The organism is Flavobacterium sp. HJJ (assembly GCF_015351475.1).
GTDB lineage: Bacteria > Bacteroidota > Bacteroidia > Flavobacteriales > Flavobacteriaceae > Flavobacterium > Flavobacterium marginilacus.
The window spans coordinates 1-22,322 of record NZ_JADKPR010000032.1; the positions used below are offsets into that span (position 1 = coordinate 1).

Sequence of the window (22,322 nt, forward strand, 5' to 3'; positions counted from 1 at the left end):
ACAGATAAAAATGGTTTTGAAATCTATGAATCTGTAGCAAATGAATATTTATTAGAATCAAAAAGCAAATGCAATAAAGTGCTTAATTTAAAACTTTACTTGAGACCAATAAAAAAGAAAAGTTTTGAAGCCAATGATAAATCGGGAAATCTATAATTTCACCACCACACCGATAAATAGCTGATTAAAATTGAATATTTTTGCACATCCGAAAAAAATATAAAAACCGATGATAAATATAAATACCGATCACTCATTTTCAATAAAAAACACGTTATTCTCTTTTGCCTTAGCCTCCGAAGCTGCCGATGTTTTTGAAGAGTGCAACACTATTATAACAGGAATAGGAAAAGTAAATGCCGCTTACGAACTAACAAAAATCATTCAAGATAAAAAACCCTCATTGATTGTGAACCTGGGGTCGGCTGGAAGTAACTTTTTTCAGAAAGGAGATATTGTCTGCTGTACCAAATTCATACAAAGAGACATGGATGTACGCGGTTTAGGTTTTCAGTTGTATGAAACTCCTCTATCTGGCTTACCTCCTATTTTAGAATATGGTTTAAAAATGGACGGTTTACAGGAAGGAATCTGCGGAACGGGCGATAGTTTTGAGATGGAACACTCCGAAGTGTTATATAATGTTGTGGATATGGAAGCCTATGCCTTGGCAATGATTGCCATGAAAGAACAAATTCCATTTTTGTGTCTGAAATACATCTCGGATGGCGCTGATGATAATGCTGCTGAGGACTGGAGTATTCAGGTTCATAAAGCAGCAATGGCTTATGGAAATCTTTTGGGAATAAATAAGTGCAGCGCTGATAAACTTTAAAAAATCAGAAAGCATTTTTAGAACCAATAAAAACCTCCAAAACTGAATGATTTTGGAGGTTTTATTTTTTTGGCAAAAGGTAACAAAATGGTATTAGCCTCTTTTTCTTCTTCTAAAATACTTCACCCCTTCAAACCAGAGTACAGATAGTGAACCTATTGAAATACATGAAATTAATTGAAAAAATGTAATTGATTCAAAACTAAATAAAGAACGTAAATATGGTATAGCAAACAATAATGTGACCAAAAATACAGTAATGCCTACTATTATAGGAATCAAAACATTTTTGTATTGAAGTGTCACCAATAATGAATAATAAAAAGATCTATTCACCAGCGTAAGAACAACATTGGCTGTTATTAAAGTCAGAAAGACCATGCTTCGCGTACTGTTTTCATCCCATTGATTATATAATGACCACTGATATATTAGTAATACTCCTAAAGTTATAGCAATCCCTTGTAAAACACTTATCGTAAGTTCTTTTATATTAAAAAAAGTCGAAGTCATCGGTCTTGGTCCTCTTTGCATCGTATCAGCTTCTGCAGGTTCGTTTTCATATATTATGGAGCAGGTTGGCCCCATAACAAGTTCGAGTAAAATTACATGAAGAGGACTGAATATATTAGGATAGATCCACCCTAAAGCAAGCGGAAGGAAAACAATCAGGATTATGGGAATGTGTATTGAAATGATATATTGAATAGCTTTTTTCAAATTGGTATAAATCTTTCTGCCCATTGCAACGGCATCCACCATTTTAGAAAGATCATCTTCCACAAGAATAAGAGAAGCTGCATCTTTGGCTATAGCCGTACCTTTTGTCCCCATTGCAATGCCTATGTGAGCCGATTTTAGCGAAGGACCGTCATTGACACCGTCTCCTGTCATGGCTACGATCTGTCCATTAGCTTTTAAGGCATTAACAATCCTTAATTTAGCTTCGGGAAACATTCTGCTAAATACATTAATATTCATTACTTTGCTTTGCAATTCAGCATCGCTTAACTTCATGAGCTCTTCGCCTGTAATGGCTTTATCGGAACCCAAAAAGTTAATTTCCTCCGCAATGGCATTTGTAGTACGCGCATTATCACCCGTAATAATTTTTACCCCTATTCCTGCTGTATAAAAAGACTGTAAGACCTCTTTAATATTGTCTTTTGGCGGGTCATAAAAAGCTACCAAACCTTTGAATATAAATGGTATTTCCTGCTGTGTTTCCGGAAAATTAGTACCCTGCAGATTCCCTTTGGCAACGCCAAGAACCCTGTAACCTTTGCTCATCAGTTTTTCCATAGCCAATGTTACCTTTTCTTTTTCTTCTTTTGAAAGATGACAAACTTCAAAAATAGCCTCGGGTGCACCTTTTGCAGCAATTATACGACTTCCATTAGCTTCTTGAAATACATGCGTCATCATTGGAGGAGTGCCAGATAAAGGATATTCATGAACCATTTTATAACTAATTCTTAAATCTGTATCGGTGAATTTTTTATAAGCATTATGGAGGGCAATTTCCATTGGATCAAAAGCTATCGGCTCGCTTGCCCACATAGCAATTGTAAGGAGTTCTTCTGTTTCTTTTGATTCACTGAAAGTATCTGCTGAAACCTCGGAACCTGATGGCACATAAAGTCTTGCCAATTCCATCTTATTCTGTGTGATCGTTCCGGTCTTATCGGTACAGATTACTGTTGCACTGCCTAATGTTTCGACCGTTTTCATTTGCTTGACAATAATTCCCAGCTTCATCAGTCTGCGGGAACCAAGAGCCATAAATGTCGTGAAAGCAACCGGAATCTCTTCCGGCAGTATACTCATGGCCAAAGTTAGTGCCAGCAAAAGGCTTCCAAGAATATTTCCAAGTTTAATATAGTTGATGCACCAAACCAAAATGAACATTAAAGCTCCGGCAAAAACCATTTTTTTTATAAAATTCCCAATCTGAAGTTCTAAAGGTGTTTTCTCCTCTGAAATGGCTTCCAGACTGCTTCCTATTTTCCCTAAATTGGTCTGATTGCCAATCTCAGTTACCTGAATGACAGCCAGTCCGCTGACAACGGTTGTTCCTGAAAAAACGGTATTATCATCCTTTTTCCTATCCTTGAAAACAGACATCGATTCACCGGTTAGTATCGATTCATTTACTGAAAAATCATTCGACCGTATTATAAAACCATCAGCAGGAACCATACTGCCTTCTTCAATAACGACGAGATCTCCAACCACAATATCATGCGTTTTTATATCCTGCTGTTGTCCTTCACGAATAACTTTGCATAAAGGTTCTGTGAATTCCTGTAATTTTGCCAGCGCATTTTGGCTTCTTTTTTCCTGATAAAGTGAAATGGCAACAATTAATAAAATTGAAACCGAAAGAAAAACAGCATCACTGTATTGACTGTTGATAAAATAAATGGCAGAGGCAATAAGCAATAAAACAACCATTGGTTCGGCAAATACAATTTTTAGAAAAGCCAAAAACCGGTTCTCTTTTTTGTAATCATTCTTATTGATTCCAAATTTTTTTCTATTTTCAACTACTTCGTCAAAACTTAGTCCTTTTAATTCCTGTTCAGTTGTATTCATCGAATATTTCAGATTTTTAATTTTATTTTTTTTAATAACTTTAAATCAAGCATTTATTTACTAATTATAAAGTTTTAAATCGACATGAATCATTCAAATTTTCATAAACAAATTCGTGTAAATTAGTGTAATTCGTGTTTTTTTCAGGTGCTGCCACACCTATTTCTTGTCAGAATAATTTTAAATCTTCATGCTGTAAATTTATTAAATATATGAAGTAACCTTTTTGTCCGATTTTAAAATTAATTAAATCTTAAGCTGAGAAAAAAAATAAGACCAGCTATAATTCGTTATTTCGTATATCTAAAACAATCATTATGAAACTGATAACAATGTTCCTTTTTTTAACATTTATTCCTACAATAAATTGGGAAACTGACTTTACTATTGCAAAAAAAACTGCAAAGGAAAAAAACGAACTGATACTATTAAATTTCTCCGGATCGGACTGGTGCGGACCTTGTATTGTACTGCACAGGGATTATATCCAAAGCGAGGTTTTTAAAGAAATGGCAGACAAAAATTTAGTACTTGTTAATGCTGATTTTCCGCGAAAAAAGAAAAACATAGGCACACCCGAACAAGTTAAGCAAAATGAGCAGCTAGCTGATTTATATAACAAAGAAGGAAACTTTCCTTTTACACTGCTGCTTGACGCGAACGGAAAAATAATTAAAACATGGCACGGAAAACCTCAAAACAGTCCTGAGGAATGGACTGCCGAGATAAAAGCAATCTGTGACAGCAGAAAATAATATGCATAAAGATCAAAAGTATTCTCAATCCCTGAAACTCATGGGTAACATCTTTACCATCACCGTTGTAGCGGCTGATGAAAGGACTGCCAATGGACATATTGAGACTGCCATAGAAGAAATCAAAAGAATTGAAAAGCTTCTTACAACTTACAGCGATGACAGCCAGACCAATCTCATCAATGCAAATGCGGGCATTCAACCCATAAAAGTTGACCAGGAAGTTTTTAATCTCATTGAAAGATCCATCGGCATATCCAAAATTACCCAGGGTGCTTTTGATATTTCGTACGGAAGCATTGATAAAAGTCTGTGGAATTTTGACAGATCAATGACCAAACTGCCGGACAGTGAAACTGCTTTAAAAATGGTACATCTTATTGATTACCGAAATATTATTTTGGATAAAGAAAATACAACCGTTTTTTTAAAAGAAAAAGGAATGCGGATTGGTTTTGGCGGAATCGGAAAAGGGTACGCCGCCGAAATGGCAAAACAGATTCTTCTCAAACAAAATGTAAAGAGCGGAATTATTAATGCAAGTGGTGATCTCTGCGTTTGGGGACAACAGCCCGATAACAAAAAATGGACCATCGGTGTGGCCGATCCTGTTTCTCCCAATAAGCCTTTCTCCTATATGGAAATTTCCAATAGCGCAGTGGCTACATCAGGGAATTATGAAAAATATGTAACAATCAACGGCAAAAAATATTCGCATACGATAGATCCAAAAACAGGACTGCCAATATCAGGCATCAAAAGTGTCACCATTATAGCGCCAAATGCTGAGTTTGCAGATGCGATGGCGACGCCAATAGCGGTGATGGGAATCAAAGCCGGCTTGTTTTTGATCGATCAAATACCCGATTTACACTGTATTATAATAGATGACAACAATAAAATTTACACCTCAAAAAATATCCGTTTAAAATGAAAAAGCCTAATCAGAAAAGACTCCTGCTTGCATGCGGTATCGTTTTATCGACAACGCTCTTTGCTTCCTGCAGTCCTGTGAAAGAATACCAGAAAGGAAAAATCAACGATTCTGAAATGGTACTTTCCAACAGAAAAATCGAAAAAACAGAACTCAGTTTTCAATCCTACCGAGAAGGAGCTTCCGGAGCAAATTCAGGAAAAAGCGGCGGAGGATGCGGCTGTAATTAATTTTTGATAGTATAAAAAATGAAAAGAATATTCATATCAGGGTTTGCTTTATTGGCATTTTTCCAATTAAAAGCACAAAACGTTTCTAAGGACACAACTAATTATGAAAACCGAAAATTAAAAGTTGAGGAAGTAAATTTAGTTTCCAGTTATTATACCCAAAATGGAGATAATTCAGCCGTTACGGGAGGAATTGGCTCGGAACATCTTACCGATATTGCCAATACCATAGACGTCAAACTTGTCAAGTACGGACAAACGGGAATCAGACACACTTTTGATATCGAAGCGGGAATTGATCATTATACTTCTGCATCTTCAGACATGATTGATTTAAGTGCTAATTCATCAGCTTCATCTTCTGACATTCGTTTCTATCCATCTTTAAGTTATCTTAGAGAAAATATTGATAAAGGGAGAAGTTTTGGCGCAGGTGTTTCGTCTTCAAGCGAATTTGATTACCAGTCTTTTGGTGCGAACCTTAGTTTTTCTCAAAAAACAAAAGATAGAAATGGTGAGTTTACGGCCAAATTCCAAACCTTTATCGACCAATTAAAACTAATTGCACCTATTGAACTCCGAACATACGGACATCAAGGCTATGACAGTGCTAACCGAAATACTTTCGTAGGAACGCTTAGTTATTCCCAGATTATAAACAAGGAACTCCAAATAATGCTTGTTGGAGACATTATCAGCCAGAATGGATATTTGAGTCTTCCATTCCATCGCGTTTACTTTGCAGACGGTTCCGTTCACCAGGAAAAAATGCCGGATACGAGGCTTAAAATTCCGCTAGGAATCAGGGCGAGTTATTTCTTGGGAGACAACATAATTTTAAGAGCTTATTACAGATATTATTCGGATGATTGGAGCATCAAGTCACATACAGCCGACCTTGAAATTCCTGTAAAATTAACACAGGCATTTTCACTGAGTCCTTTTTACAGGTATTATACCCAGAGCGGAACCAAATACTTTAAGCCCCATGGCGAGCATACCTCAGCAGATGAGTATTACACCAGTAATTATGATTTATCAAAATTTAACAGTGGCTTTTTTGGAATGGGCGTTAAATTCACACCTCCCGAAGGTGTCTTTGGTGTCAAACATTTGAACACTTTAGAATTGCGATATGGACATTATACCAGAACCACCAACATGGTTTCCGACATTGTAAGCCTTAATATTAAATTTAGATAAAATTTTATTGCCAATTCGAGCGCAGTCGAAACAATTATAGCTTTCGACTGCACTCGATAACAAAGCTATTAAGTTTGGATAAAATTCAATCTCGCAAAGATGCGAAGTCGCAAAGTTGTTAACGTATTACTTTGCGACTTCGCATCTTTGCGAGCCTTATTTAGAAAAAAGATAGCTAGAAAACCTTAGCTTAATAACATTTTATACTCAACTTTATAATCAAAAAAAATAGACCGCTTGAGTCTATTTTTTTTGATTTATATCAATCCCTTGACGAGTATAAATCTAAACCTTAATCTTCTTCCTTTTCTTCCAATTGTTTTACGGCTCCGTTAACCATTGTATTGGCATTAGCTCTAATTTCAGTATGACGAATTTCCCCTCCTGAAGTTCCAACTTTTTGAACCAAAACTAATCCGATGGCAGAAATAACCACAATCAAAAAAGAAAGTAATTTTGCTTTGGCATGATTTTTAAAATTCAGATACAATCCAACAAGCGAAAATGCTCCCAAAACATACAGCAATACCGCTAATTTTTCGGCCAACTCTTCGTGTTCGTGAATAATCTGTTTCCCGACATTTGGCATATCTTCAACGAACTCCTCTGCTCCTTCTCCTGTACCCATACTGATTGCCCCAAAAATGGCCGCAACAATAAATAATACATAAGAGGTATTCATCAGGGTCTTGTTCTTTAAAACCAATCCTGCTATCAAAATTCCAAATCCAAAAATGGTTCCGATAATCGGAAAATGGTTTACTACCATGTGTAAATGTGCATCGTTCATGACTTTATTAAATTTAATGGTTATAAGACTTTTTTAATTTATTTCCTTTATATAAATGTGATAAAAATCAATTTGCTATATCAAACACACCTTTGGTCAAGATTTTAGATGTAGCGTTAATTTCATTATCCGGAATTATCTCGACGTATTTCTCTGATTTTTCACCTAGAGTAACTTTAGTTTTTTTGAAAGAATATTCCTTTTTTGAACTATCTAATAAAAGTACGAAATTTTTATTATTTTCTGTAATTAATGCTTCCGCAGGAATCGCCAAACCTTTCTTGGAATCCACAAATATTCCAGCCTCAACAAACATTCCTGTCAATAATTTTTGCTTAATGTTGTCTTCCAAATGTCCGTGAACATTTATTGTCCTGTCATTGCCTTCAATGGATTTCCCAACCAAATGAACTTCGGCATTAAATACTTCTTTTGTAGCTTCAGGTACCGTAAATTCAATTTTTTGACCTTCTTTTACTTTTAAAATATCTTTTTCAAAAACAGACAATTCCAGGTGCAAATGTTGTGTATCGACGATTTCCAATATTACATCGGAAGGAGAAATAGGCATACCAACATTAGCATTCATAATAACAATATCACCCGAAATTGGAGAATAAATAGTTATTGTCGAAGTTAATTTTCCTTTTTCAACTTGAGCAGGATTAATATTGAGCATCAGCAATTTTTCGCGCAAGCTTTGATACATTGCTTTTGTTTTACGATAATCACTTTCTGCTTTCAAATAATTTTTTTGTGAAGAAATTTTCTCATCATATAAAGTTTTTTGACGCTCATATTCCGATTTTAAATAATTAATTTGTTCAGCCACTTCGAGGTATTCCTTTTGAATATCCAAAAACTCCGTATTCTGCAGAGTCAATAAAGCTTGACCTTTGGTTACTTTATCTCCAACCAAGAGATGGGTTGACTTAACATAACCTCCAATAAACGAAGTAATTTGAGCTCGGTTTTGCGGTGGGACATCAATCTTTCCGGAACATTTGATAACTACATTAAAATCCTGTTCTGATGGTGAAGCAATTTCCATTCCTGAAGACTGAAACTGTTGCTTAGTCACAGTAATCAATCCATCATCTTTAGGCATAGCTTCGGTCTTTTTTGCTTCTTTACAAGAAAAAAACAATGATGTAAACAGTAGGGTGTATATAATTCTTTTCATGTATGTAAAATTTATTTGTTATAGGTCATATATGGTATGCTTCGCCAATTCGCTACCGCTCGGGTCGCCTTTTATTTAGTGGTGTTTGTTTGCAACAAACCATTTGTTAATGGCGATTTCATATATTTAAATTTAAAAATTAAGGTATTGTAAATCCAATTGGGTAAAATTAAACTGCAATATTGCATCAAGATGTTCTATCTGAATGGTGGTTGCGTTTTCTAAACTTTGAATGTATTGAAAAAAGTCAATTTCTCCTTGTTTATAGCTTTTATTGGCCACTTTTAAAATCTCTTCAGACAATTTTTTCCCGTATTTATTATAGTAATCCAAAGCTTCCTGATATTTCATTAATTCATTATTCTTTTGGGTCACATAGTTGTCAATTTTACGCTCTTCATTTTGCTTTCTTTGCTCCCAGCTTTGCAGTTCCAGTTTTGCCACCTTTGTTTTAGACACAGTCCCTGAAAATAAAACAGGAATAGCCAAACCTACTTGAAATCCATATAAAGACTGTGTCAAACCACTATTTTTTCCTTGAAAATAATCGACATTTATGTCGGGCAGCCAGTTTTGTTTTTTTAGTTTCACCTGATTTTCATATACATTGGTCACACTATTCAGATAAGCGTTATAATACGATTTCACAGTGTCGTTTACAACTTTACCGAGAGGCTTAATCTGATTGTTTTTAACTGTAATTTTTTCATCAGCCTGAATCAAAGAATATAAGATTTCGTACTGTGCCCTTTTCTCGCTTTCAATTTGGGAAAGCTTAGACCTGATGTGCCTGAATTTGGATTCTGCCGTAATTTTTTCAAGATAATTGGTTTCACCTAATTCAAACTTTCTCCCGCTTGCATTCGAAAAATTTTGGTACAGACTATCCAAATATATATACAGTTTTTCCTGATTTTGCAGAAAAACAATCTGTTGATAGGTCTTTGAAACCTCCAATGAAAGTTTCATTTTTTGAATATCATAATTGGCTTTTTCTTTTTTGTATTCGGAATTATATACTTTTTTTTGAGCCCCATACACCGTTGGAAATTCGAACTTCTGCTGTACTCCAAATACTTTTAACGGAACATTGTTAATAGCCAAATTGTTTTGGTCATAACTATAATACACATTGGTTTTATCAAAAGAATAGGCCGTTTTTGTATTCTCTTTCATTCGCTGCACCTGAAGTTCGGCTGCTTTTATCCCTTTGTTGTTTCCTAAGGCTTTTGCCACCAGACTATCTAATTCCGAATTATTGTTTTGAGAGAATGCCAATGAAGTACTCAACAGCATTAGTATAATTAAATTCGATTTATTGTGTAATTTGAACTTTGGTTTTTTAACTTCTTTTTCATCCAAAAACTTATATAAAATTGGCAAAACAATCATTGTTAATATTGTTGCAGTGAAGAGTCCACCGATAACCACCGTAGCCAATGGTTTTTGAACTTCGGCACCTGCAGATGAAGAAACAGCCATCGGCAGGAAACCCAAAGCAGCCGCCGCAGCGGTTAATAAAACAGGACGTAATCTATCGGTTGTTCCTTTTAAAATCAATTCATCCAAATCTGTCATTCCTTTATGTTTGAGTTCTTTAAAATGTTCAATCAGCACGATACCGTTCAGCACCGCAATTCCAAATAGTGCAATAAACCCGACACCTGCCGAAATACTGAAAGGCAGATCACGAAGCCACAGAAACAATATTCCCCCAACAGCCGAAAGCGGAATAGCAGAATAAACCATCAAGGCTTCTTTAATCGAGCCAAAGGCAAAATGCAACAGTATGAATATCAACACTAGAGCAATAGGCACTGCAATTGCCAAACGGGCTTTGGCACTATTCAGGTTCTCAAATTGTCCGCCGTATTTCACATAATATCCAGGAGGCAGTTTTATTTTGGTATTAACAATTTTCTGAATGTCAGTCACGACACTTTGCAAATCTCGGTTTCTAACGTTTACTCCTACTACAATCCTTCTGTTGGTATTGTCTCTTGAAATCTTGGCAGGCCCTTCGGTATATTCTATTTTTGCCAATTCACTCAATGGAATTTGCTGTCCATTTGGAACCGAAACATATAAATTTCTCAAATCTTCAATATCATGACGGTTTGCATCGTCCAAACGAACCACCATATCAAAACGTTTTTCTCCTTCAAAAACATTTCCAACCGTTTTCCCTGCAAAACTCAATGCTATCATGTCATTCAAATCTGAAATATTAAGTCCGTACCTTGCAATTTTGGAACGGTCATATTGCACATACATCTGAGGCAGACCAGCTGTTTTTTCGATAATAACATCAGAAGCTCCTTCAACATTTTTTATTGCTTTTTCTATTTCATGTGCTTTTTGAGCCAAAATAGTAAGGTCTTCGCCAAAAACTTTAATAGCCACATCTGAACGTGTTCCCGACACCAATTCGTTGAATCTCATTTCAATTGGCTGCGTAAACTCGATTTCCATATTTGGAATTTCTGCTGTAATGGCTGCTTTTATTTTGTCGGCCAGTTCATCTTTGCTCGAAGCCGAAACCCACTCCTCTTTTGGTTTCAGCTTTACAATAATATCGCTTTCTTCCATAGACATTGGGTCTGTAGGAACTTCGGCAGCACCAATTCTGCTCACAACCTGAAGCACTTCGGGAAATTTCTTTAAAATTATTTTTTCAATTTTGGTAGTAGTGGCAATCGTTTTAGACAACGACGTTCCAGTTTTCAACACAGGCTGAATCACAAAATCGCCTTCATCCAGCGTTGGTATAAATTCACCTCCCATTGTAGAAAACAATGCTACGGCAAAAACCAAAAGTGCTATTGATCCATAAAGGACTTTTTTTGTATTGTGTAATGCCCATGTAATTACCGGCAAATACCAACTATTTAATTTTTGAATTAACTTAGAGGATATCGAATTTGGATTTTCCTCTTTTGGTTTTAAAAACAAAGAAGAAACCACCGGAACATAAGTAAAACAAAAGATCATGGCTCCCAATAATGCAAAACTGAAAGTCATAGCCATCGGTTTGAACATCTTTCCCTCAATCCCCGTCAAAGAAAGAATCGGGATAAATACAATTAAAATGATAAGCTGTCCGAAAACGGCGGAATTCATCATTTTGGAAGCACTTTTATAAGTTATTTGGTCAATTTGAAGTTGGCGGTCTTCTTTGTTCAAACTAACCAAATCAGACGATTTATGGGCAATTTGAAAAGCAATAAACTCAACTATAATTACTGCTCCATCAATGATAATCCCAAAATCTATAGCTCCCAAACTCATCAAATTGGCATCAATTCCGAAAATATTCATAAACGATATGGCAAAAAGCAAACACAATGGAATTACCGAAGCAACCACAAGTCCCGAACGCCAGTTGCCCAACAAAAGAACCACAACAAAAATTACGATAAGACAACCTAAGATTAAATTTTCGGCAACAGTGAAAGTAGTTTTGCCTACCAATTCGCTTCGTTCAAGGAAACCATTGATATAAACACCTTTTGGCAATGTTTTTTGAATTTGGGCTATCCTTTCTTTTACAGCACCAATAACCTGTTTCGAATTGGCATCTTTTAGCATCATCACCTGACCCAGAACTTTTTCTCCTTCTCCATTACCGGTAATGGCTCCAAAGCGATTGGCATGACTAAAGCGAACCTGAGCAACATTTTTAATATAAACAGGAATACCGTTAGTGTTGTTTACCACAATATTTTCAATGTCTTCAATTGAATTGACCTTTCCTTCACCTCGGATAAAATAACTCTGATTTACTTTTTCAATATAGGCACCACCCGCAATACTGTTGTTTTTTTCCAATGCGGTAAAAACATCCCTCATGGTAACGTTCATGGCTTTCAAACGGGAAGGAACAATGGCTATTTCATACTGTTTTAAATAACCACCCCAGGTATTTATTTCAACAACCCCTTTAATTCCGGAAAGTTGTCTTTTTACAACCCAATCTTGAAGTGTACGTAAATCGGTGACTGAATATTGCTTTTTATATTCGGGCTTTACCTCCAAAGTATATTGATAAATCTCTCCCAAACCTGTTGTAATCGGTCCCATTTCAGGCACACCAAAACCTTCCGGAATTTTTTCTGAAGCTGATTTTAATTTTTCGGCAATCAATTGTCGGGGAAGATATGTACCTATACCATCATTAAAGACAATCGTTACCACAGACAATCCAAATTTTGACACCGAACGAATTTCTTCGACTCCAGGTAAATTGGCCATTTCAATTTCAACCGGATAGGTAATGAACTGCTCAATATCTTGTGTAGAAAGATTTCTGGAGGTGGTGATTACCTGTACCTGGTTATTGGTAACATCGGGAACAGCTCCTATAGAAATTTGGAAAACAGAGAACAAACCAAATCCCAATACTGAAGCAGTAAAAAGCAAAACAACCGCTTTATTTTTTAAACTGAAAGCAATAATTTTTTCTAACATTTTTCTTCTTAATTTATTATACAAAATTGCATCTAAGAAATAAAGTTATGCTTAAGAACAAATTAAAAACCGCTTAATAATGTCTTAATAAAAGATCGCTTGGTACGTATGAAATCAATATAGAATTCATAAAACCTTTACTCTAAAAAAAATAAGAGCTTTAACTAAAAATAAAAAAAACTGTAGTTCCTTTGTTTAATTCGCTTTCGATTTTGAATTTAATATTTAACAATCGTGTTATTCGTTCTACAATCGAAAGCCCTAAACCGGAACCTTTTATTTCAGGATGTAACGTTGGATTTGACCTGAAAAATGGATTTACGATTTTGTCCAAATCACTTGCAGGAATTCCTATGCCGCAGTCTGATATGGAACAGATTGTTTTTGAGTCTTTTTTATCAATATTTATGACAATTTTCCCATTTTCATGAGAATATTTTATGGCATTTGAAATTACGTTGCTCACGATTGTAGAAACCAAATAATTATCGGAGGTAACAAAATAGTCTTTTGTAAAATCATGCAAAACCTCCATTTTTTTATCGTTTATTTTGCTTGAATACAATGAAAGTGCATCCAAAATTATGGCATTCAGGTAAATTTGTTCGATACGCAGACTTTGTTTTTGATTTTCAAACCGGGCCAATAAGAGCAGCTGATCCACCAGATTATTCAAACGGTTAACTTCTGAAATGCTGAAATTAATTTTTTCCTCATATTCAGTCTGGTTTCTTGGCTTCCGTATTAAAACTTCCAAGGTTCCTTTTAAAACCGTCAAAGGCGTTCTTAACTCATGAGAAGCATCAGAGGTGAATTGTTTTTCCCTTTCGACTGCATTTTCAATTCGATCTAACAAATCATTAATTGTTTTAGAAAGCACATACAATTCATCCTTATTTTGAGGCAGAATGATTCTGTCTTTCAAATTGTCTTTGGTAATTCTGCTGGAAGTTTCGGTAATTAGGGTTACGGGTTTGATACTGCGCCCTGCAATCAATCTGGCAATAAAAAACAACAGTACTAAAATTAATGGAAAGGCTACAAAAAGAGTGTTTCTAAGATTGGTCAGTATCAATGACGCTTCATCCAAAGACATCGCTACAAAAAGATATCCTATTTTTTTATTTTTATCAAAAAGCGGAATCTGAATCTGCCTGATTGGTTTATTATTCAGATAAGTATCGACAAATTGATTGTCTTTTTCGGGTTTGTGCAGTTTAAGCTGAAATCCTTTGAGATTGGGAGATTTATCAATTAATTTATTGTCATTGTCCAGAAACTGTACAAAAACAGGATTTACATTGACTCTATTATTATCGCTTTCTCTCCATTGATCCACTTGAATCAGATAGGCATTATTGCTGTCAATTTTTATCTGCTCCAAATATTCACTGGATTCCTCTAGAATATCATCATTTATATGCTTGTTAATGCTGTATAAAGTAATTCCATAAATAGTGCAGAACACAACCGAAATCAATAGTGCTGTACTGAGAATGTAATTAAAGGCAATTCGGTTTTTATAGGAGAATGAAAACATCAATTTAATTTATGTCGTTTGCAATATAACCAACCCCTCTAATGGTTTTTATAAGATCTTCGTCTTTAGTCAAATTAAGTTTTTTCCGGATGGCATTTATAAAAACATCAATTACACCAGTATCGTATTCAAAATGTATATCCCAGACATCATTGATAATTTCATTTCGTGTGCATACTTTTCCCTTGTTTTTTATCAAATAAGCAAGCAGTTCGTATTCTCTTTGGGTAAGCGAAACTTCATCATCATTTACCAATACCTGATGTTTGGACAGTATTATTCTGATCCTGCCAAGGGAAAGCACATCATTTTGACTTTCATTTCTAAAATGAATCTTGATACGCTCCACCAATTCGTCAAAACTGAATGGCTTTTTAATATAATCATTGGCACCTGCCTTCAAACCTTCGATGGTTTCCTGAATAGTATCTTTGGCCGTTAGAAACAAAATAGGTGTTTTTGAATCTTCTTTTCGGATTTCTCTGCAAACATCAATCCCCAGCATTTGAGGCAAAATCCAATCCAGCAGAACGATATCTACTTTTTGCTTTTTAGTTAATTCAAGTCCTGACTTTCCATCGTGGGCAACCAAGACTTCGTAGCCTTCCTCTTCCAAACCCTGCTTTAGAAAATTGGCAATACCTATTTCATCTTCAACAATTAAAACTTTCATTTTTTACTATTTTTCAAACGAATGGATGAGCTTAATATATTCGGATGCCGATGCATTTTTGAAACCCGTAGTACCAATTATTTTTCCTTTTTTATCCAAAAGCAAAACCAATGGAAAGCTGCCATGCTTATTATATTTTTCGGCTAATTTATTATTGCTTTCTGCCCGTTCCGGAGAAAGCTGATTTATTTTTTTTCTAGGAAAATCAGCTCTGTAGATAACCCAGTTATTATCAGCTTCGGTTTGAAATTCCTGTGATTTCCAAACTATTTTTTCCAATCTCATACAAGGTCCGCACCAATCTGACCCAGAGAAAACCAACAAAATGTTTTTATTTTCTTTTTCCGCTTTCATTTTAGCATCTTCAAAATTAGCGCTCCAATTTTGGGAATATCCAAAAACTGTGGTTGATAAAAACAAAAAACAGATTAGGTGTTTTATAAGTCTCATTTGTACATTTTATAAAATTAACTTAAATAATTTTGTATGATTGTATGATTGAATCGGTCTTAAGCCAAATTTAAGAAATGAATTCCTTGTGGTATCGTGTTACTCAAAAGTCAGCCGTAGTTGATTTTTGTTAAACGACTTATAAACAGTCTTTTCTTTCCCTTGATTTTGAATATATTTCTGAATCTGGCGGTATATAGTTTTTTCGCTTATTTTATTAATTTAAGCATCAAATATAAAGATTAATTGCAAACAGCTGGATGTACATCATGTATTATGTTTATCATCTGCCCCCCTATCTTCTGTGGATTTAACATGCATATGAATAAATTTCTTAAATAGTGATTAGGTAAATTCTGTTTTCAAAATACACACATAAACCTATTAATCAATACTTAAAATATAATATTGATAACCAGAAACACGGCTATTTTAAACAGTTAACCGATAATCAGATCCGAGGAATACTTAGACTTTTCGGCAGTATTATTTTGAGATACTGCTTGAATAACTGCATGAATATCGATATCATTTTTAAAAATGACATTCAATAGCTCAATAATTTCTTCCGAAGTAATGTCATTAGAATATCCCGTAAATTCAATCAGCTTGTCTTTTTTCTGATGCATCTTAAAACCTGCTAAAGGCAGTTGGGACAAACGGTTTGAAATATCGATGTTATTGATTTTTACATCTGATTTTGTAAAGAAAACTATTGGATTCCTGGCTTCCAGATCCATTAAAAACGGAACGCCGTTTTCTATTTTCAAACTACAGAAATCACCTGTTCTATAACGTATCAAAGGAAGAAAAGGGTTGATGCCTCCTGTAACAACTAATTCGCCTCTTTGCCCGTAAGGGAGCTGTATGTCCTGATATTCATCAAAAATTTCAAGGTATAAATCGGGACGGATAACTTTATGACCGGTTTCGGAAGCGTAGGCTATATTTCTGCACTCCGTCAGCGAATAAAGATCTATAACGGGGCAGTTAAAGTAATTTTCTAATTTGCTTTTTGTGCCTTCTGTCAGCTTCATGGCCGAAGATATCAGTGCTTTTGGAGTAAGCTGAGGCTTTAATTCTGCTAATGCTGTAAAAGCCAGCGGATCACCCGTAAGGAGCTGTGGATTGTATTTTTCAAGATATTTTTTGGCATCATCAGGCCGGTTCCATTCGGATGGATTTAGATTTATTTTCAAGACCCCTGCTCCCTCCAGATAAGTTGATAAAGAAGCATATGTCAATGTTTTTTCCTGAGCACAGATCAAAGCAATTGCAGCAGTATCTTTGCCTTCATCTATAGAAATATTAAAATCACTTAATACAGATTCTATTTGTGGCAGCCAGGAAGCCTGAGAAACAGCATCAAAAAGAACATCCAGCTTTGGTCCGGTAGAGCCAGATGTATAATACACCAGCAGCTCGGCTAAATCAGCCTCATTGGAAACAAGTAAATGAGCATACTCTCTTATATCATCTCTGGAAATGGTTGGAAAAGAATCGAAGTCATTTCCTTTGTGTTTATTTTGGTAAAAAGGAACAGTTTTAAGACACCATTGTAAATAATCAGTTAACCAATCAGGAGTTTGTCCTTCGTTCCAGAATATTTTTTTATCATAATACTTTTTTTTATAATCCTTAACCTTTGAAAGCTGTACGGCATTTAATCTGTCACCGCTTTTAAAATTAAACTTTGGAGCAAACTCATCTTGTTTAAGTGCATTTAAAAAACTTAAATCATTTAGCAGCGGAAAACGTTCCTCGTCTGTTAATGCTATCTGCGGATTACTACTCTCGTCCATAAGTATTTGCGGCTTCTCTTGCTGCTTTTTCAGCCATTTCTCTTTTAATATTCATTATTCTTTCATGTGCTTCATAGGACTGCTTTAAGACTTTATGTCTTTCGGCACTATTTAAAGAGGATAATTTATCTGCTGCTTCGTCATAATTTTCTCCATGAGGTATAATTTCAGAGCAATTCAGCAGTAATCTAACCATTTCTTCGGCACGTTCCTCATCATTTATCCACTCATTAAATTTTACATATTCAGAGGCATCGGATAGACTTGTAAACCAAAAATCATATAATTTATTCTCAATAGCGGGAATAGCTGCAAAATCCTGATGAAAAAGCAGCCAAACCGAAATATGAATTGCACGCCAATGATTATCTTCAATAAGTTTTAAATGAAAATCTGGCGGAATTTTATAATCATTTCTTAAAAAATCATTAGTTACCGTCTTGTAGGTGTCACATATCAAAGCTATTGAATTTACGCCTTCTTTTAATAAAAAATTAGAAGGCAGTAAATAGATATCCGGACATTTTCTTAAATGCGTAACAAGTTCAAAAACATCATATTTAGACATAGGCATAATTTTGTTGTGAAAATTCAGATGCAAATTTTAAAAGTTCCTGTTCATTTGTAACATAGTATACATTCCAGCCCATATTTTTTAATCGGATCACTAACTCATGCTGATAATCAGGACGGGAGTGCAAAACCATTGTTCCGTGTCCTCCAGCATTTTTTAATGCAGTTTCGGCTAATTCCCAATGTGTTTGTTTTGTTTCTGTATCAGCGTTTAACATACTAAATATATCATTGTCCGTAACAATTACAATATGTGATTTTTTATTGGGTTTTTCTTCAAACGGTTTTCGTAACCGCTCAATTCCGTAAGCATAACCTGTACCTAAATATGACGTTAAGGTGGTCAGTAAATCTGTTTCATCGGTAATAAAACCATCCGTTTCCAGATAACTTCCAGGCTCGCCGGAAAGACATCCCATGACAGATGCCCCGGCACGCAAAGCAGATAATCCTATAATTGTAGCTGCCAGAACTGGCCATGAAAAATTGTGTTTCGGATTCATCATTGAACCTGAACAATCAATACCCAGATATATATTTAAAGGATTTTTTGAAATATTAGTATCAGAATCCGAGCCATAAGTTCTCTTTTGAGTCGTTAATCCCGGAATAATCTGAGGTGATAAAATCGCTGACTGCAGCCAGTCTACTTCTTCGATAGAATCTCCAATATCCCAGATCTCTAATCCTTCGGGCAGATCCAGAGAAACATTTTCAGAAATTTCGGGCGGGAAATCAATCAGATGAGGCAAAGCAATTTCTTTATAATAAACATTAATCAAATGCTGTTCGTCTGCGCTTGGATTGACCTGTTTCATTAAATCAATATAATTTCCCGGCCCCATATAACCATTTCTTGGTCCCTGGCCGCCTGCAATATTTTTTTCTACCCCCAAACTATTAGTTTCATCCTCTTCGTTTGAGTCAATGGCTTCTTTCCGCATATCAATTACCTCATCATAACCTTCTAAATCAAATTCGGCCATACCTGAAATATTCATAGCTCCCTTTCCCGCATCTTCTGCATCTAATAGAATTAAAATCTTTTTACGGGCATCCTGAAAAACTTTATCTTCCATTAAATAAGGGTACAGCATCACTGCAAATCTGCCGCCACCGTGAATCCAGCTTTTTGAATAACTCCTGATTAAAGAAGCTAATAATGAAGCATCAGCATCTATCTTTTTGCTGTGAAATGATAAATTTATTGCCAATTCTCCACGATTCAAACGCCATAAATATTCATAAGTACGCATCATCAAAGTCCACAATTCAGAAAAACTATCCATTGAATTGATCGCTTTAAAAACTTCTGACATCCTTAATTTATTGGTGCGCTGCAATTTATCATTGATTAAAAAATCGGTATATAAATTAGAAACCATAGGTGCCCGATCCTCAATACCCGGCAGGGCAAAACGAATCCGATTCAGTAAAACAGCATTGTCGTATAAATTTGCAGGCGCAAAAATATGATGGCCAATTTCGTGTGCCAGTACTTCGAGAGCATAATCTGTAATACCGCGTTCTGTAATTTCTTCTAAATTAATTACAATACGGTGATCGGTTAACCGGATCATTGCAAAACTGCCCGTAAGTCCCTCTTCTGCTGCTTCCTGATGTGACAAGCACCAAATAGGTTCCTGCAGACGCAGGAAAGGATTCCACACCAGTTTTGCCTGCTGCCAATGTGATTTCCACAAGGCTGCTATTTTTTCTATTTCAGATTGATTATGCATCTGCAAGGCTGAATAAATATAAAAAATAAGAATTATGAAGGGTAAAAACTAAAGTGTTTTTAGTTACCACAACAGATGAAAGAGCATTTCCGTCGATTTTTTCATTCTCTTTTCCTAACCATTTTTTCAATGTTTCCAGCCTTTTAGAATTGGATAAAATATAAGATGTATCAACGGAATTGGCCGGAAGTAAAACTTTTCCAAACTGATCTGCAAAAAGCACATAATTACTTTTTGAATCTGTTACAAATATGTTTCCTTCTATCTCTGCCAGCTTTGGAGGATGCTCAAAAAAACCGGCAGTACCTTTAAAACCTCCCTGCACGCCTTCAAATTTTGTATTGTTATTTGTCCATGGGTTTTCAAAAATCTCTACTGTATTTCCAGAATAATTTATAGTATTGGCAACTGCTTCTTGAAGATTTTCAGAAAGTGAATGATAATCTTTCTTTAAACGGGTTCTAAGATGTGCCAAACCGCATTTCCATGCATAAATGCGTCCAGTAATTTTAAAATCTTCAATGGTTTTTATATCGGCAGTACTTGTTTCTATAAGTTTACACCAATCCCTGATTTTTTCCGGTGCATACAAATGGAAATTTGAAAGTACATCATTGAGTAACGAAATGGTTTTTACTGGAAATTTCACCAGCAGGTTAGGCATTTTGACCATTAACAGCCAAGCTTTCTTATATTCATCTTTATAACGGACTGCCTGTCCGCTTCCAATTAATTTAAGCGATTCCTGATACAATGCTTTTACTATTTCATGGATTTTTTCTGGAGCTGCATTTTGCTCCACAGCCGATTTCACAATGGGCTCAACAACTTCTATCATCCAGGCAGCAATGACATGAGACGGCAGACTGCCATACTTCATCTCGCTTTCATTGTACCATTGATTATAAAGTGCACTTTTATCTTTTAGTTCAGTAATAAATTCCGGAAGGCTTATTTTTTCCATTGCAGCCATCTTTTATAATTGGTATAGCGCTGATGCAGATACTTTAATTTTAAAATATCATCGGCTCTGTATCCGTACAGTTTTTTCTCTTCAGACCATTTTTGCAGCTGCTTTTCTATATCCAAAAGTCTATTGTCAATTTCTCTTGAAGATATATTTTCCAGTCCTTTTTTAAATTCTGTTTCAAATTTATCAACTGGATCATTTCGGTCTAAATCCTGACTGGCATATTCATCGCAGGATAAATCGAATAACTTTCTAAGCCACACAATTCTGTCCACTCTGTAAACTTCGTTCCCCATTTGATCAAAAAACGGTGATTCTAAATGAGGAGTTAAACTGTCATGCAGCACGAATGGCAAAACCTGTCTGATATCTTCTAATTCTACTTTTTTATTGCCTCTGAAATAAGCCATTGCTTTGGAAAACATTAGCAGAGTCATAATTTTTCTAACCGACAGACCGTTTTTCGCCTGTGAACCTAAATCTTTAATCGGATCTTTTCCTGTTTCTTTTCTAAAAAGGGAACGCATGTCCATTCCCGACAATTTTGCTGTATCTTTAGTCATGTATTCCAGCCTGTTCGATGCAGGTTCAAAAAACTCAAACTGACGGCAGAAAAACTCAATACGTTTGCGCAGCTCAGGATCTATTTTTACACCTCTAATCTGTTTATTTACAGTGGTCAGCTCTTCTTCGGTAAAAATAATTTCTTCTGGAATTATCGCTTCCGGTTTAAAGTTGAGTTCAATCCGCTGTAATAAATCTTCAATAAACCGCGTGTTAAAATGCATCGCTCTGATTACGATATCAATCCTGTCCTTTAAGGCTTCGATAACCTGATAGGTTCCTCCTCCGGCATCATCATTGGCAGTCAGGTACCATGCTCCCTCCGGACATTCATAAATCTGATCAAAAATCTCTGCATAATTATCTGCCAGAACGGTTAATAATGCCGACTGCGTTCTGGTGGGAATCCTATTGTATTCATCAATAATTTTCACGCGCATTCCTAACCATTTTCGCCAGGCAATTCTAATATCTGAAGTTTTTTCGGCCTTTACCATATCTGAAGGCAATGGATGTCCTAATAAATCTGAAATCGTCATTTGAGGCTGGCCGTGCTGGATAGCCCGCATTACATCCTTATTATCGTATCCCGCTAACAGACCCATCAGCACAGAAGTTGCGGTTTTCCCCCTGCCCGGCCCCCCAACAATAAGGCATTTTCCTCTTGCTGCTAAATTTAACAACGGCATTAACACAAAGCTGGAATAACTTTGGTCAGTAGGTAAATAAACAGGCACTTTACTGTCTCCAAACAAAAACTTTTTGGGATCCCCATCATTGAATTCTATATCATAATAAGGACTGATAACAGCAGTATTGGTAATCCAAAAATAGGCTTGGCGCAGTTTCTCATCCAGAGAAATGGAATTGTCTGATTCATCTTGCGGTGTATCGCTGGAATAAAGATCTTCTATCTGAAATTTATGGCTGCTTTTGATGTCCTGCGGATTTGTAGGCGATTCTGGGACTTTCTTAAAAAATCCCATCGTTTTATTTAATAGATCTGACATTAGTATGTT

17 protein-coding genes are annotated in these 22,322 nt (G+C 35.6%); 5 read left to right on the forward strand and 12 right to left on the reverse strand.

The window, feature by feature from the left end; all coding sequences use genetic code 11:
- Positions 1 to 229 precede the first annotated feature (229 nt).
- Positions 230 to 835: a nucleosidase gene (locus IRZ80_RS18900; RefSeq protein ID WP_194643594.1), complete on the forward strand. Its 606-nt coding sequence runs from the start codon at positions 230 to 232 to the stop codon at positions 833 to 835.
- A gap of 93 nt (positions 836 to 928) precedes the next feature.
- On the opposite strand, the gene IRZ80_RS18905 is transcribed toward IRZ80_RS18900, so the two are convergent.
- Complete coding sequence (locus IRZ80_RS18905; RefSeq protein ID WP_194643597.1) at positions 929 to 3,430, reverse strand: cation-translocating P-type ATPase; 2,502 nt, start codon at positions 3,428 to 3,430, stop codon at positions 929 to 931.
- Between the two features lie 317 nt (positions 3,431 to 3,747).
- Between IRZ80_RS18905 and IRZ80_RS18910 the strand changes: the two genes are divergently transcribed.
- Genes IRZ80_RS18910 through IRZ80_RS18925 form a run of 4 tightly spaced genes read left to right on the forward strand, consistent with a single transcriptional unit; the run spans position 3,748 to position 6,552 of the window.
- The gene (locus IRZ80_RS18910) at positions 3,748 to 4,185 is read left to right on the forward strand and encodes a thioredoxin family protein (RefSeq protein WP_194643599.1); all 438 of its coding nucleotides are present in this window, start codon (positions 3,748 to 3,750) and stop codon (positions 4,183 to 4,185) included.
- A 40-nt stretch (positions 4,186 to 4,225) separates the two neighbouring features.
- Complete coding sequence (locus tag IRZ80_RS18915) at positions 4,226 to 5,119, forward strand: FAD:protein FMN transferase (protein ID WP_228520957.1); 894 nt, start codon at positions 4,226 to 4,228, stop codon at positions 5,117 to 5,119.
- Positions 5,116 to 5,349, forward strand: coding sequence for a DUF4266 domain-containing protein (locus IRZ80_RS18920; RefSeq protein WP_194643600.1), 234 nt, complete (start codon positions 5,116 to 5,118; stop codon positions 5,347 to 5,349). Before IRZ80_RS18915 ends, IRZ80_RS18920 begins: the two co-directional genes overlap by 4 nt.
- Positions 5,350 to 5,367: 18 nt before the next feature.
- Positions 5,368 to 6,552 carry a DUF3570 domain-containing protein gene (locus tag IRZ80_RS18925; protein WP_194643602.1) on the forward strand — a complete coding sequence of 395 codons (1,185 nt, stop codon included), beginning with the start codon at positions 5,368 to 5,370 and terminating at the stop codon, positions 6,550 to 6,552.
- A gap of 292 nt (positions 6,553 to 6,844) precedes the next feature.
- On the opposite strand, the gene IRZ80_RS18930 is transcribed toward IRZ80_RS18925, so the two are convergent.
- From IRZ80_RS18930 to IRZ80_RS18980, 11 genes are all read right to left on the reverse strand, one after another.
- Positions 6,845 to 7,342, reverse strand: a complete 498-nt coding sequence (locus IRZ80_RS18930) for a DUF2231 domain-containing protein (protein ID WP_194643604.1) — start codon at positions 7,340 to 7,342, stop codon at positions 6,845 to 6,847.
- 67 nt (positions 7,343 to 7,409) lie between these two features.
- Complete coding sequence (locus IRZ80_RS18935; protein WP_194643606.1) at positions 7,410 to 8,525, reverse strand: efflux RND transporter periplasmic adaptor subunit; 1,116 nt, start codon at positions 8,523 to 8,525, stop codon at positions 7,410 to 7,412.
- Positions 8,526 to 8,657: 132 nt separating this feature from the next.
- Positions 8,658 to 12,992, reverse strand: coding sequence for a CusA/CzcA family heavy metal efflux RND transporter (locus tag IRZ80_RS18940; protein ID WP_194643608.1), 4,335 nt, complete (start codon positions 12,990 to 12,992; stop codon positions 8,658 to 8,660).
- 160 nt (positions 12,993 to 13,152) lie between these two features.
- Positions 13,153 to 14,532, reverse strand: coding sequence for a sensor histidine kinase (locus IRZ80_RS18945; RefSeq protein WP_194643610.1), 1,380 nt, complete (start codon positions 14,530 to 14,532; stop codon positions 13,153 to 13,155).
- Between the two features lie 4 nt (positions 14,533 to 14,536).
- Positions 14,537 to 15,205, reverse strand: coding sequence for a response regulator transcription factor (locus IRZ80_RS18950; protein ID WP_194643611.1), 669 nt, complete (start codon positions 15,203 to 15,205; stop codon positions 14,537 to 14,539).
- Positions 15,206 to 15,211: 6 nt separating this feature from the next.
- Positions 15,212 to 15,655, reverse strand: coding sequence for a thioredoxin family protein (locus IRZ80_RS18955; protein WP_194643613.1), 444 nt, complete (start codon positions 15,653 to 15,655; stop codon positions 15,212 to 15,214).
- Positions 15,656 to 16,095: 440 nt separating this feature from the next.
- Entirely contained in the window at positions 16,096 to 17,457 is a 1,362-nt protein-coding gene (locus IRZ80_RS18960; protein ID WP_194643615.1) for an AMP-binding protein, read from the reverse strand.
- Positions 17,444 to 18,025, reverse strand: a complete 582-nt coding sequence (locus IRZ80_RS18965) for a hypothetical protein (protein WP_194643617.1) — start codon at positions 18,023 to 18,025, stop codon at positions 17,444 to 17,446. Before IRZ80_RS18965 ends, IRZ80_RS18960 begins: the two co-directional genes overlap by 14 nt.
- Positions 18,018 to 19,769 (reverse strand): hypothetical protein, encoded by a 1,752-nt coding sequence (locus IRZ80_RS18970; protein WP_194643619.1) that lies wholly within the window; start codon positions 19,767 to 19,769, stop codon positions 18,018 to 18,020. Before IRZ80_RS18970 ends, IRZ80_RS18965 begins: the two co-directional genes overlap by 8 nt.
- Positions 19,762 to 20,733, reverse strand: a complete 972-nt coding sequence (locus tag IRZ80_RS18975) for a hypothetical protein (protein ID WP_194643621.1) — start codon at positions 20,731 to 20,733, stop codon at positions 19,762 to 19,764. Before IRZ80_RS18975 ends, IRZ80_RS18970 begins: the two co-directional genes overlap by 8 nt.
- Complete coding sequence (locus IRZ80_RS18980) at positions 20,721 to 22,313, reverse strand: AAA family ATPase (protein ID WP_228520958.1); 1,593 nt, start codon at positions 22,311 to 22,313, stop codon at positions 20,721 to 20,723. Before IRZ80_RS18980 ends, IRZ80_RS18975 begins: the two co-directional genes overlap by 13 nt.
- Positions 22,314 to 22,322: the final 9 nt, after the last annotated feature.

Bases quoted from the DNA above. Each gene is read 5' to 3' on its own strand.
- IRZ80_RS18900 (WP_194643594.1), top strand. From the start codon at position 230: ATGATAAATATAAATACCGATCACTCATTTTCAATAAAAAACACGTTA.
- IRZ80_RS18905 (WP_194643597.1), bottom strand. From the start codon at position 3,430: ATGAATACAACTGAACAGGAATTAAAAGGACTAAGTTTTGACGAAGTA.
- IRZ80_RS18910 (WP_194643599.1), top strand. From the start codon at position 3,748: ATGAAACTGATAACAATGTTCCTTTTTTTAACATTTATTCCTACAATA.
- IRZ80_RS18915 (WP_228520957.1), top strand. From the start codon at position 4,226: ATGGGTAACATCTTTACCATCACCGTTGTAGCGGCTGATGAAAGGACT.
- IRZ80_RS18920 (WP_194643600.1), top strand. From the start codon at position 5,116: ATGAAAAAGCCTAATCAGAAAAGACTCCTGCTTGCATGCGGTATCGTT.
- IRZ80_RS18925 (WP_194643602.1), top strand. From the start codon at position 5,368: ATGAAAAGAATATTCATATCAGGGTTTGCTTTATTGGCATTTTTCCAA.
- IRZ80_RS18930 (WP_194643604.1), bottom strand. From the start codon at position 7,342: ATGAACGATGCACATTTACACATGGTAGTAAACCATTTTCCGATTATC.
- IRZ80_RS18935 (WP_194643606.1), bottom strand. From the start codon at position 8,525: ATGAAAAGAATTATATACACCCTACTGTTTACATCATTGTTTTTTTCT.
- IRZ80_RS18940 (WP_194643608.1), bottom strand. From the start codon at position 12,992: ATGTTAGAAAAAATTATTGCTTTCAGTTTAAAAAATAAAGCGGTTGTT.
- IRZ80_RS18945 (WP_194643610.1), bottom strand. From the start codon at position 14,532: ATGTTTTCATTCTCCTATAAAAACCGAATTGCCTTTAATTACATTCTC.
- IRZ80_RS18950 (WP_194643611.1), bottom strand. From the start codon at position 15,205: ATGAAAGTTTTAATTGTTGAAGATGAAATAGGTATTGCCAATTTTCTA.
- IRZ80_RS18955 (WP_194643613.1), bottom strand. From the start codon at position 15,655: ATGAGACTTATAAAACACCTAATCTGTTTTTTGTTTTTATCAACCACA.
- IRZ80_RS18960 (WP_194643615.1), bottom strand. From the start codon at position 17,457: ATGGACGAGAGTAGTAATCCGCAGATAGCATTAACAGACGAGGAACGT.
- IRZ80_RS18965 (WP_194643617.1), bottom strand. From the start codon at position 18,025: ATGTCTAAATATGATGTTTTTGAACTTGTTACGCATTTAAGAAAATGT.
- IRZ80_RS18970 (WP_194643619.1), bottom strand. From the start codon at position 19,769: ATGCATAATCAATCTGAAATAGAAAAAATAGCAGCCTTGTGGAAATCA.
- IRZ80_RS18975 (WP_194643621.1), bottom strand. From the start codon at position 20,733: ATGGAAAAAATAAGCCTTCCGGAATTTATTACTGAACTAAAAGATAAA.
- IRZ80_RS18980 (WP_228520958.1), bottom strand. From the start codon at position 22,313: ATGTCAGATCTATTAAATAAAACGATGGGATTTTTTAAGAAAGTCCCA.